Origin of the sequence: Bradyrhizobium sp. BRP56 (genome assembly GCF_020194035.1) — a bacterium.
Classification (GTDB): Bacteria; Pseudomonadota; Alphaproteobacteria; order Rhizobiales; family Xanthobacteraceae; genus Bradyrhizobium; species Bradyrhizobium australafricanum.
Genome location: NZ_JADYVV010000001.1, coordinates 232706 through 244540, shown reverse-complemented (window position 1 = coordinate 244540; position 11835 = coordinate 232706). Strand labels below are relative to the sequence as shown.

The 11835-nt window shown below is 64.1% G+C and carries 11 protein-coding genes; 5 read left to right on the top strand and 6 right to left on the bottom strand.

Annotated elements, in window-relative coordinates:
* Nucleotides 1-20: 20 nt before the first annotated feature.
* Together I6F38_RS01105 and I6F38_RS01100 are read right to left on the bottom strand one after the other, a co-directional pair.
* On the bottom strand, nucleotides 21-1361 hold the full coding sequence (locus I6F38_RS01105) for an LLM class flavin-dependent oxidoreductase (protein ID WP_225158720.1): 1341 nt from the start codon (nucleotides 1359-1361) through the stop codon (nucleotides 21-23).
* 27 nt (nucleotides 1362-1388) lie between these two features.
* Nucleotides 1389-2213 (bottom strand): methyltransferase domain-containing protein, encoded by an 825-nt coding sequence (locus tag I6F38_RS01100; RefSeq protein WP_225158719.1) that lies wholly within the window; start codon nucleotides 2211-2213, stop codon nucleotides 1389-1391.
* Between the two features lie 388 nt (nucleotides 2214-2601).
* On the opposite strand from I6F38_RS01100, the gene I6F38_RS01095 reads away from it, so the two are divergent.
* The 5 genes from I6F38_RS01095 to I6F38_RS01075 all read left to right on the top strand — a co-directional run bounded on the left by I6F38_RS01095 (nucleotide 2602) and on the right by I6F38_RS01075 (nucleotide 7859).
* Nucleotides 2602-4038, top strand: a complete 1437-nt coding sequence (locus tag I6F38_RS01095) for an FAD-dependent oxidoreductase (RefSeq protein ID WP_225158718.1) — start codon at nucleotides 2602-2604, stop codon at nucleotides 4036-4038.
* 97 nt (nucleotides 4039-4135) lie between these two features.
* Nucleotides 4136-5065, top strand: coding sequence for a TauD/TfdA family dioxygenase (locus I6F38_RS01090; protein ID WP_225158717.1), 930 nt, complete (start codon nucleotides 4136-4138; stop codon nucleotides 5063-5065).
* Between the two features lie 25 nt (nucleotides 5066-5090).
* Nucleotides 5091-6146 (top strand): ABC transporter substrate-binding protein, encoded by a 1056-nt coding sequence (locus tag I6F38_RS01085; RefSeq protein ID WP_225158716.1) that lies wholly within the window; start codon nucleotides 5091-5093, stop codon nucleotides 6144-6146.
* Nucleotides 6143-7009 (top strand): ABC transporter ATP-binding protein, encoded by an 867-nt coding sequence (locus I6F38_RS01080; RefSeq protein WP_225158715.1) that lies wholly within the window; start codon nucleotides 6143-6145, stop codon nucleotides 7007-7009. Before I6F38_RS01085 ends, I6F38_RS01080 begins: the two co-directional genes overlap by 4 nt.
* A complete protein-coding gene (locus I6F38_RS01075) occupies nucleotides 7002-7859 on the top strand; it encodes an ABC transporter permease (RefSeq protein ID WP_225158714.1) in 858 nt (285 codons plus the stop codon). The genes I6F38_RS01080 and I6F38_RS01075 overlap by 8 nt, the downstream gene beginning before the upstream one ends.
* A 9-nt stretch (nucleotides 7860-7868) precedes the next feature.
* Here I6F38_RS01075 and epsC read toward each other — a convergent pair whose 3' ends face one another.
* From epsC to I6F38_RS01055, 4 genes are all read right to left on the bottom strand, one after another.
* Nucleotides 7869-8822 (bottom strand): serine O-acetyltransferase EpsC, encoded by a 954-nt coding sequence (gene epsC, locus I6F38_RS01070; RefSeq protein ID WP_225158713.1) that lies wholly within the window; start codon nucleotides 8820-8822, stop codon nucleotides 7869-7871.
* Between the two features lie 19 nt (nucleotides 8823-8841).
* On the bottom strand, nucleotides 8842-9414 hold the full coding sequence (locus I6F38_RS01065) for a flavin reductase family protein (RefSeq protein ID WP_225158712.1): 573 nt from the start codon (nucleotides 9412-9414) through the stop codon (nucleotides 8842-8844).
* 138 nt (nucleotides 9415-9552) lie between these two features.
* Nucleotides 9553-10782, bottom strand: a complete 1230-nt coding sequence (locus I6F38_RS01060; RefSeq protein ID WP_225158711.1) for an acyl-CoA dehydrogenase family protein — start codon at nucleotides 10780-10782, stop codon at nucleotides 9553-9555.
* Between the two features lie 42 nt (nucleotides 10783-10824).
* Nucleotides 10825-11829 (bottom strand): NrtA/SsuA/CpmA family ABC transporter substrate-binding protein, encoded by a 1005-nt coding sequence (locus tag I6F38_RS01055; RefSeq protein WP_225158710.1) that lies wholly within the window; start codon nucleotides 11827-11829, stop codon nucleotides 10825-10827.
* Nucleotides 11830-11835: the final 6 nt, after the last annotated feature.

Below are 11835 nucleotides of genomic sequence, written 5' to 3'. Positions count from 1 at the left end.
GGTCGGCGGTTTCGATCACGTCAGGCGATCGCCTTGATCGATCCGGAAAATAGGCTTTGCGGCCGGCTCAGTCCGTAATGGTCGCGCAGTGTCGTGCCGCTGTACTCGTCGCGGAACAGACCGCGCTTGCGCAGGATCGGCACGACCTGCTCGGCGAAGATATCGAACCCGCCGGGTAGCCAGGGCGGCATCACGTTGAAGCCGTCGGCCGCGCCATTCTCGAACCAGGTCTGGATGTTGTCGGCGATCTTCTCCGGCGGGCCCGCGATCACCCAGTGGCCGCGCGCCCCGGCGAGACGCTGCACGAGCTGGCGGATGGTCGGCTGCTCGCGATCGACGATGTCGACCACGAGCTTGAAACGGCTGGCGACCCCGCGGGCGCTGCCGGTGTCGATCAGGTGGCGCGGAAAGGGACCGTCGAGGTCGAAGCCGGAGAGGTCGAGCCCGATCATCTGGCGAAGTTGGGTCAACGAGTATTCCGGCTGGATCAGCTCGTTGAACTCGTCCTGCAACAGGTCGGCTTCGGCCTGCGTGCTGGCGATGAACGGACTGATGCCCGGCAGGATCCTGACCTGATCGGGGCTGCGGACGAACGCGCGTGCCTGCCGCTTGATGTCCGCATAAAACTCCTGGGCGCTCGCCAGCGTCTGATGCGCGGTGAAGATCGCTTCGGCATAGCGCGCGGCAAAGGCGCGTCCGTCATCAGACGAACCCGCCTGGACATAGACCGGCCGTCCCTGCGGCGTCCGCGAGATGTTGAGCGGGCCGCGTACCCGGAAGTGCTTTCCGACGTGATCGATCGGATGGATCTTTCCCGTATCGGCGAAAATGCCGGATGCGGGGTCGTTCACCACGGCGTCGTCTTCCCAGCTGTCCCACAGCCGCGTGATGACATCGATATATTCCCGCGCCCGCTCGTAGCGTTCGTGGTGAGGTGGATGCTCGGGCAAGCCAAAGTTCTGCGCCGCCTGTGCCGTGCTGGTCGTGACGATGTTCCAGCCGGCCCGGCCGCCGCTGAGGTGATCGAGTGACGCGAACAGGCGGGCCAGATTGTAAGGCTCGGTATAGGTCGTCGACGCGGTCGCGATCAGGCCGATCCGTTTCGTGGCGACGGCGATCGCGGCCAGCCAGGTGATCGGCTCGAACCGGAAGCGTTGCGCGTAGCGAACATTGTCGGCGAGCGCGGGGCCGTCGGCGAAGAAGATCGCGTCGAATTTCTGCGCCTCGGCACGCTGCGCCAGCTCCTGGTAATAGCTGACGTCAAGGATGCGATCCGCCGCAGACCCCTTGTAGCGCCACGCCGCCTCGTGATGGCCGCCGGGATAAATAAAAAGGTTAAGGGAAAGCTGTCGTTTGCTCATCTCGGATCTCGTAAATTTTGCTGATCGTTATTGGTGGGACGGCGCCTTGTGCGCAAACGCGAAGCGCAGGTAGCGCTCCAGCTTCAAACCTTCGGGCGTGCGCTGTTCTTCGACAAGGCGCGCGAAGGTGCGGCGCACCAGTTCGCGCTCGTGAGGGGTGAACGCTTCGAGGAAATTTCCGAATGCGCTCGCTTCCGACCACTGCAGCAGCGATGCCGCATCGTCGTGGATATCGATCAGCGCGCGCAGCTCGCTGCGGTAGCCGGCGAAGCCGTGTGCCGCGAACAGCGATTTGAGCTCCTCGTCGGTCGATCCGAGCACCGGGTTCGAGTCCTGGCGATCGCCGGCAAGACCCGCCTCGATGATGGCGCGACGAAGCAGCAGGCGCGACTGGTGCGGCCTGGACGGATCCTGCGCATTCAAACCGAGGCGGCCGCCGGGCTTGAGCACGCGCCGGATCTCCCGCAGCGCGCGATCCTTGTCGGATATCCAATGGAAGACGCTGTTGAGATAGACCGCGTCGAACTGCGCGTCGTCGAAGCGCGACAGTTCTTCGGCGCGCCCGGTGGCGAACTGGAGGTTATCCCCCTGCCGAAGGCGCGCAATTTCGATGCGGCCGGCAAGTGGATCGATACCGATCACGCGGCCGTCCGGACCGACCAGTCCGGCGACGAATTCCGCAAGCCGGCCGGTTCCCGTCCCGATGTCGAGCACGTGCTCGCCGGTCTTGATGGCGAGCGGCCCGATCAGGAACTTGCCGTGGCGAAATTGAACGAGTCCCGCTTCATCATAGGAGCGGGCGAGCTCCGGGGTATCGTGTTCAAGGCTGATGTTGCCAGCAGTTCGCGGCATTTCGAGATATCCATCGTTGCTCGCCGCGCGTCGACGTCAGGCGCGTGCGCTGCGTCAGACTCTATGTCGGCGGCGGTGAAATGAATTTGCATTGTTGCACGGCAAGCGAGCATGAACGTGACGGGTTCGTCGCTCACCGGAGATGACTGCGATCGCGCCGATCCCGGCGACGTTTGATTTGGGAAGTTCTCCCGATCGATCGCGCCGATCCCGCACGTCGCAATGCACATGAGATGATCGGTCAGGCGGCGATCATCTCAAATATTTCAATGCCCGCGTTGTCCACGACGCGAACATTGCCTGCTATCAAAAACAAAGCTGGTTTCGTTTCATTGACTGAATGTCGATCGCTTTTACGATTTGCAACGTCAAAGCGAGGTGGTCATTCATGCCGCAATCCGATCCCGACAGCGTCGCCCGCGAGGCCCTCCGGCTGATCGGGGCCGACCCGCAGAACTGGGTGCCTGATCGCGACGGAATCGATCACAACGTCGTCGTGGTCGGCGGTGGCCAGTCCGGCGCGGCCTTCGCGTTTGCGTTTCGGCGCGCCGGGATCGGCAAGGTCTCGGTGATCGATGCCGCCGCCGACGCCAGCAAGGCCGGCGTGTGGCTGACGAGCGCGCGAATGCACAAGCTTCGCACCCCGAAGACGCTTCCAGGTCCGGAGCTCGGTCTGCCCGGTCTCGGTTTCCAGGTATGGTATGAAACGCGCCATGGCGCGGCGGCCTTCGACGCGCTCGATCGGATTCCGCGGCTCGATTGGGCGGCCTATCTCGACTGGTATCGTCGCGTGACCGGCGCCGGCATTCGTTACGGCATCCGGCTGCTCCGCATCGAGCCCGCAGCCGATCATTTGCGGTTACATCTGGAGCGGAGGGGGGGCACGACCATCGAGACCACGCGCAAGCTGGTGCTCGCAACCGGCTTTGCGGGTAGCGGGGGCGCTTATGTCCCCGACGCGCTGCGTGTCCTGCCGAAACGATTCCGTGCGCATACATCGGAGAAGATCGATTTCAGGATGCTGCGTGGTCTCTCCGTTGCGGTGGTCGGGAGTGCTGCGTCGGCCTTCGATGCGGCGGCCGCAGCCCTTGAGGCTGGAGCGCGTGATGTTCATCTGTTTGCACGCCGGGAAACCTTGGCCGCGTTGCCGGTCATTCGGATCCGCGGCTACCCGGGAGCCTATGACAACTATGGCAGCTTGCCCGACGCGATGCGCTGGCATCAAGCGATCCGGTTCAGGCAGGCTGGGTCGACCCCGCCGCCGGATGCGATTTCGCGCGCGGTAGCCTTCCCCAATTTTCATCTGCACCTGGGCGCACCCTGGACCTCGGCGCAATTGAAGGGGGTGCGGCCGGTCGCCATCACTCCGCAGGGCGAGTTCGCGTTCGATTTCGCGATTGCGGGAACTGGCTATTCCGTCGATCTGGGCGCGCAGTCAGAGCTCGGCGATTTCGCCGACGAAATCCTGCTGTGGCGAGATCGCTTCGTTCCGCCTGACGACGAAAAGGACGATCGCCTGGCGGCCTATCCTTATCTCGGGTCCGGGCACGAGTATCTGGAGAAAGTTCCGGGCCGCGCGCCGCATCTGAAGGACATTCACGTCTTCAACCCGGCAGCATTTGTCAGCTTCGGCCTGCCGATCGGCGACGTTCCAAGCTTCAAGCGCGACATTCCGGGGATCACGGCCAGGGTCAGCCGCGATCTGTTCCTGGCCGACCTTGCATCTCACGAGGCGCGCATCAACGGAGAGATCGCGGAGGATTTCACCGCCGAGCTCTATGCACCGGCTGTCTGGCGACCGCCGCAGCCCGTCGCGGCGGAATAGCGAGGATCACGACCACATCATTGATCTCCGCCGTCGTTTCCGCGACCGGCGCATGGCGGAGCCTTGTCCAGGGGATCGCGGCGACGAGACCAACATCATGAGCAAGACGACCACCATCGACAACGTCATTCCGCGCGCCGACATCGTCAAGCGTGCCGCCCGGCTTGGTGCCGAGATCAAGAATGTGAAGCTGTCGGGTGACCTTCCCGACGCGGTCATCCGTGCTATCAACCAGGTGCTGCTTGAGCACAAGGTAATCTTCCTTCGCGACCAGGGGCACCTCGACGACGCCGAGCAGGAGCGCTTCGCGGTCAGGCTCGGCAAACTGGTGCCGCATCCGACCATCGGCCCGAGCAAGGGCACGTCGTCGATCCTCGAGCTGGATTCGGGGCGTGGTGGCGGCCGCGCGGACCAATGGCACACCGACGTCACGTTCGTCGATGCCTATCCGAAGATCTCGGTGCTGCGCGGCGTGGTGATCCCGTCCTATGGCGGTGACACCGTCTGGTCGAACACGGCGGCGGCCTATCTCGATCTGCCTGCACCGCTGCGCAAGCTCGCCGACGAGCTCTGGGCGGTTCACAGCAATGCCTATGATTACGCGGTGAAGTCTCGCGCCACCGACGCCGACAGAAAGCATTTTGACGAGGTATTCACCGGGACGATCTACGAAACCGAGCATCCGGTCGTGCGCGTCCATCCCGAAACGGGCGAGCACACACTGGTGCTCGGCAATTTCGTCCAGCGCTTTGTCGGCCTGCCGAAATATGACGGCCAGAAGCTGTTCGATCTGTTCCAGTCTCACATCACGGCTCCCGAGAACACCGTGCGCTGGAGCTGGCGGGCCGGAGACGTCGCGATCTGGGACAATCGCGCGACCCAGCATTACGCCGTCAATGACTACGGCGAGCAGCATCGCGTGGTGCGCCGCGCTACCATCGATGGCGAGGTTCCGGTCAGCGTCGACGGCCGCCACAGCGTGACGCGGATCAAATCGCCGAAGCCGCAAGCGGCGAAGGCAGCCTGAGCATGTCGCCTATTGGAGCAACACGATGAATACCATCATTCGAATTCTGCGCGCGCGGCGAGTCGCCGCGCGCCGGGCGGCGCGATTGCTGCTGGCCGGCGCCTTTGCGGCGGGCCTGATCGCTCCGGCCTTCGCCGAGCCACGGCTCGAGAAGACCGAGATCCGCTATCAGGGCTGGGCCGGGCAGGTGACGTTTACCGAGCTCGCCGAGGACCTCGGCTACCTCGCGCCCCTCAAGCTCAAATGGGTCGGCAACACCATCAGCGGACCGCAGGACATCCAGACCGTCGTCACCGGCGACATCGACGTCGGCGGCGCTTTCTATGGCGCGATTATCAAGCTGATCGCGGCCAAGGCACCGATCAAGGCGGTGGTCGGCTACTACGGCTCCGACGCGAACACCTATTACGGCTACTATGTGAAGGATGACAGTCCGATCAAGACGGCCCGCGACCTGATCGGCAAGAAGGTCGCGGTCAATACGCTTGGCGCCCATCTGGAGTTCGTGCTGCGTGAGTATCTGGCGCGGAACGGCCTTAGCGCCGGCGAGGCCAAGCAGGTGACATTGGTGGCGGTTCCACCCGTCACCGGCGAGCAGGCGCTGCGGCAAGGGCAGGTCGAGGTGAGCGCGCTCAGCGGCGTGTTGCGCGACAAGGCGCTGGAGCGCGGTGGAATCCGTTCGCTCTTCAACGATACCGATCTGTTCGGACAATTCACCGGCGGTGCCTATGTGCTGCGGGAGAAGTTCATCAAGGACAATCCGAACACCGCCCGCAAGCTGGTCGAGGGTATCTCGCGGGCCATTCAGTGGGCGCAGACGACGCCGCCCGATGAAGTGCGGGCCCGCTTCGACCGGATCGTCGCGGAGCGCAAGCGCAACGAGGATGCCTCCTCGATCAAGTACTGGAAGAGCACCGGCGTCGCGTCCAAGGGCGGCGTGATCTCGGATGCTGAGCTGCAGGTCTGGATCGACTGGCTGGTCAAGGACGGCCTGCTCAAGCCGGGTCAGATCAAGGCTTCGGACACCTACACCAACGAGTTCAACTATTTCCGTCCCGGAAAGACGGCGGAGGCGCGATGACGTCGGTCAAGATCAGTTTTGACAAGGTCCGCAAGGAGTTCGTCACCCGAGGCGAGGGAGGCCGGCCGGCGGGCCGCTTCACCGCGCTCGAGGACATCACGTTCGACGTCCGTGCCGGCGAATTCCTGGCCCTGGTCGGTCCAAGCGGTTGCGGCAAGTCGACATTGCTCGATCTGCTCGGCGGGCTTGCGACGCCGACCAGCGGCCGCATCCTGCTCGACGGCAGGCCGATCGTCGGGCCCGGACGCGACCGTGGCGTCGTGTTCCAGCAGTATGCGCTGTTTCCGTGGCGCACGGCCGCGCAGAATGTGGAGTTCGGGCTCGATATCGCCGGCCTCAAGCCGAAACAACGCGGTGAGATCGCTCGGCATTTCCTCGACCTAGTCGGGTTATCGGGCTTTGCTGACCGTTATCCGCATGAGCTCTCCGGCGGCATGAAGCAGCGCGTCGCGATCGCGCGCAGCCTTGCCTATGATCCCGAGGTGCTGCTGATGGACGAGCCGTTCGCCGCGCTCGATGCCCAGACACGCGAAACGCTGCAAGGCGAGCTGCTGCGGATCTGGCGTGCCACCGGCAAGACCATCATCTTCATCACTCATGGCATCGACGAGGCCGTTGTGCTCGGTCAGCGCGTGGCGGTCATGACGTCGCGTCCGGGCCGGATCAAACAGATTGTCGACATCCCCGCGGCCTTGCGCAGCGAAGCCGAGGATGTGCGCTCGCTGCCGGAATTCGGCCGCGTGCGCCATGAGATCTGGAGTCTGCTCCGCGAGGAGGTGCAGAAGGTGCAGCAGGGGCAATCGGCGGGCAGGGTCAGCGCAGGCCGTGCCGACCGTGAAGTAAAGGAAGTCGCTCATGTCTAGCCTGGAAATGCTGACATTGCTGGAGCTCGCGCATGGGCGGCGAGACGAGCACCCGGCGGCCGCGCGGTCACCGCTGGTGAGCGCGGCCCGCGGTCCGGCAGCTTTCGGGCGCCGCTCCCTGCTGCTGATCGCCCTTCTGGCGATCTGGGAGGCCGCGCCGAGGCTCGGCTTGATCGACGCGGTGTTTCTGCCGCCCTTCTCGGATGTCATCGCCGCAGGCTGGCAGCTCGCGCAAACCGGCGAGCTCTATGACGACGCCTCCGCGAGCCTGCTCCGCGCCCTGAGCGGGTTTCTGGTGTCGGTCGTGTTGTTCGTCCCGCTCGGGCTGGCCGTCGGCTGGTACACAAGGCTCGGCGATCTGCTGAACCAGTTCATCGAGATTTGCCGCAATACCGCGCCGCTCGCGCTGTTGCCGGTGTTCATCCTGCTGCTTGGCATTGGCGAGCTCTCGAAGGTTACGATGGTGGTCTATAGCTGTGCCTGGCCGCTCCTGCTCAACACCATCGCCGCGGTGAAGCAGGTCGATCCGCTCTTGATCAAGTCGGCGCGGACCATGGGCGCGACCCCGCAGCAGCTGTTCCGCAAGGTGATCCTTCCGGCGGCGCTTCCGACGATCTTTGTCGGCATTCGCCTCGCCAGTGCGTCAGCCATGCTGGTGCTGGTCGCATCCGAGATGGTCGGCGCCAAGGCCGGTCTCGGCTATCTCATCATCAACAGCCAGTACAGCTTCCTGATCCCGCAGATGTATTTCGGCATAATCGGGATCACCGTGATCGGGCTGGCATTCAATGCCGTCCTGGAGGCGTTGGAACGGCGCTTGATGCGATGGAAGGCACAGGTTGCGGCGTGAGATCGTGGTTCAGGCGCCGCTCGGGCTGTTTCGTGCGGTGGCCTGCGTCACAATGCTATTCGGCGGCACGTCCTTGGTCAGCCAGACGTTGCCGCCGATGGTCGAGCCGCGGCCGATCGTGATCCGGCCGAGTATGGTTGCGCCGGCGTAGATCACGACGTCATCCTCGACGATCGGATGGCGGGCGTCGCCCTTGATCACATGGCCCTCGTCGTCGGTCGGGAAATGTCGCGCGCCGAGCGTGACGGCCTGATAGATCCGGACGTTGTTGCCGATGATGGCGGTTTCGCCGATCACGACGCCGGTTCCGTGATCGATGAAGAAGCCGGAGCCGATCCGGGCGCCGGGATGGATATCGATGCCGGTCCTTGTGTGGGCGATCTCCGACATCAGGCGCGCCACCAGCCGCGCGCCGATCTGGTAAAGCAGATGCGCAAGGCGATGGTGGATGATGGCGGTCATCCCGGGATAGCCGATCAGGATCTCGGGGAAATTCCGCGCCGCCGGGTCTCCAACGAATGCAGCGCGCAGATCGTTGATCAGCAGTCCGCGGACCGACGGCAGTTGGGTGGCGAAGGCGCGTGTCAGCTCGATCGCCTCCTCATGCGCAAAGCCGGGCTCCAGCTCGTCGCCGACGAACAACGCGCCGCGATGGATCTGCGCGCTGAGCGAATCCAATGCTGTGCTCAGCGTATTGCCGACGAAATAGTCGATGTTCTCGCCGTCGAGGTCCGATTGGCCGTAGTGGCGCGGAAACAGCGCCTCGGTGAGGCCGTCCAGGATCGCCTCCAGCGCGTCGCGCGAGGGGGCACGGCGAGCCTCGCCGTCTTGCCGGATACTGTGGGTCTCCTCCCGCGACGTGCGCAGCTCGGCCACGATCCGGTCGAGCTGCCAGCGGCCTGGTGGTCTGCTGACCGCACCGGCCGTTGACGGAGGCGATGCTGGCGGCAATTCGCGTTTCATGCTGCACCCTTTCTCTGTTCTAACGGACATGCGCCAGAGGAATGCTGACTTCGGCCAATAGGTCGAGATCGGCCTCGTGATCGATCTGGACATACTGTCCATTCCAGTAAGTGAGGCCGGACAGCCGATGCGACAATTCCATGCTGGCGAGGCGGCCCACGATGATGCCATGGGAATGCCGCTCGATGATCTCCTCGACCTGGCATTCGATCATCGCAAGCGACCGCTGCAGCAACGGCACGCCCGAGGCTCCATGGGTCCAGTCGGTGCCCTCGAAGCGCTCCCAGCCTTTCAGCCGGCCATTGCTGAAGCGCTCGGCCAGGACCTGCTGGTCGGAGCCGAGGATGTTGACGCCGAACAGCCGATGGCGGGCGATCGGTGCGAAGGACGATGCCTGCCGGTTGATGCTGACCAGCAGCCGGGGTGGGCTGGCGCTGAGCGACGTCAGCGAGGTCACCGTCATGCCGGTGATGTCCTCACCCTGTCCTGCGGTGATGATGCAAACGCCGCCCGGGAGGCGGCGCATGACAAGGCGAAATTGACGCTCGATCTCGTGGTCGGCGTCCACAAGATGAATATCCGGCCTGCTCATCGGGATTCTCCCTTGCATTGCCTCGCCGGATTGGACCTCGCCAGAGCGTTTTCGAGCGAAGTGGATACCGGTTCGCGTGAAGAAAACGCATCAAAACAACAATCCAGAGCTCTGTTCCGATTCGATCGGAGTGGGGCTCTAGAAGAAGCCCTTGGCGGGTAGCGGCGTGCCGCTGATCTCGTATTGTCCGATCGAGCGCGCCTTGAAGGTGTTTGGATTGTGTGACGCCAGCGTGCGCGCGTTGCGCCAGTGGCGGTCGAAATTGGCCGCCTTCTTGGTGGCCGATGCACCGCCGACGTCGAACAGCAGGCTGCCGCTCCGGATCGCAAATTCGTCCGCAACGATCTTGGCCTTGGCCGACAGCAGCGCGGCCTTGTGCGCGGCATCGACGGCGTTTTCGTCGCCTGCATCGAAAGCGTCGGTGGCGGCATCGAGCGCCTCCGCGGCCGCAAGCACCACGGTCTCGGCGGCGAATGCGCCGCTGGCGATCTGGCCGACTGTCTGTTGCAGCAGCGGGTCGTCCACTGGGACCTCGCTCGGCGCGTAATAGAATGTCCGCTTGCGGGTCCGCACCAGGGCGCTGGCGTCGCGCAGCACGGCGCGCGCGATGCCGGCATTGATCGCGGTCAGGAACAGCTGGGCAAATGTGTTGGAGTAGGGAATGCCGTAGCCGATATCCGGTGCGTCGAACACGACCTCCTGGCGCTTGACGCGCACGTTGCGGAAGTGGGTGGTGCCGGTCGCCGTCAGCCGCTGCCCGAGACCGTCCCAGTCGTCGATCAGCTCAATGCCCTCGCGGTTCACCGGAATCAGCACAGCAGCATTGGTGGCGGATGCGTCGGCGGTGCGAACGAGGACGTAGTCCGAATACAGTGTGCCGGTGCTATAGTATTTCGTGCCGTTGAGCAAATAGTCGTCGCCGTCGGCAGTGAGTGTCGTGTTCGGCGTGACGTTGCCGACCTTAGGCGTGTCGAGCTCGGTCGCCGCAAGCCCGATGATCGCGCCGTCGGCGACTGCCTTCTGCCACTGCCTGTGCTGATCGTCCTTCGGCCGGCGCACCAGGCGTTCGACGACGCTGAAATGGTTGCGCAGGATATGCGCGACATTGGCGTCGGCCTCACCGAGACCGATGACGATCTCGAACAATGCATGAATCGACAGGCCGGCGCCGCCGGCTTCGATCGGAAGCCGCAACGCGCCGAGGCGGGCCTTGCGAATGAGATCGACTTGCGCGAACGGCAGGGCGCGCTCGCGTTCGCGGTCGGCGGCGCCTTCCGCGATGCGGCCAAGCAGCGCGTCGATATCGGGCGCGTGGCTGCGGAGGCGGTCGGAAGGCTCCAGCGAGGTAGCGGATAAGGGCTTGTTCATTGGTGTCACTCGAAGCGCGTTGATTAGTAGGACGGTTGTGGATCAGACCTGGGCCAAATGGTCGGTGACCTTGATCGGCTCCGGGAGCACCTTGCGCGCGACCAGCCAGTCGGCGGCCCGTTGCAGCTCGGCGAGGAAGTTTTCGTCGTTGGCGGCGAAGTAGCGATACTGCCGGTTCAGCGCGATGAACTGGTCGCGGACCTGGTCGCTGTATTTGCCGGCCTTTTGCGCGATGTATTCGGCATCCTTGCTGTTCGCGGAGATCCACTTGCCCTCGGCGCGGAAGGCATCGTTGACCGCCCGGACCAGAGCAGGATTGTCGGTCGCGAATTTTCGGGTGGTCAGGTAGGACGTGTAGTCGATCTGGAACTCGAGATCGCGACCTTCCAGGAAGATGTCGTGCGCCTTGTATTCGAGCCGCGCGATGTCGACGCCCGGGCTCCACATCGACCAGGCGTCAACCTTCCCGGAGGCCAGCGCCGGCGCTGCGTCCGGCGGGTTAAGATAGACGAACGTCACCTTGGAGCGGTCGACCTTGTGCTTCTCGAGCGCCGCAACCAGCAGGAATTCGCCGAGACCCGAACGGTTCACCGCCACCGACTTGCCGACGAGATCCTCGACCTTGTTTATACCGGAGTCATCCCGCGCAATGATCGCAGTGGTGCGCGGCTCGTAGACCACGAATTGCGTGAACACCAGCGGCGAGCCGGCGATGATCGCGGCGAGTGCCGGCGTCGTGCTGCCGCCGAAGCTAAAATCGGCGCTGCCGCCGGTCACAGCCTGCAGCGTCGGTGCATGATTGGGGAACGGCCCGAGCCACTCGACCTTGATGCCGTCCCTGGCCAGCAGCTTCTCGAACTCGCCGCGCTCCTTGGCGATCAGATTGAGGCCGCTCAAACCCCAGGTCAGACGTACAGTGTCGGTGACGCGGCCGGTCGCCGCATGCGCCGGCTCGGACAGGTCAAAACCGGCAAGCGCGCCGATGCCGAAGGCGGCGCCGCCAAGGAAGCTGCGACGGGTGGGGTTGGTGAACCGTGGGATAGACATCGAGTG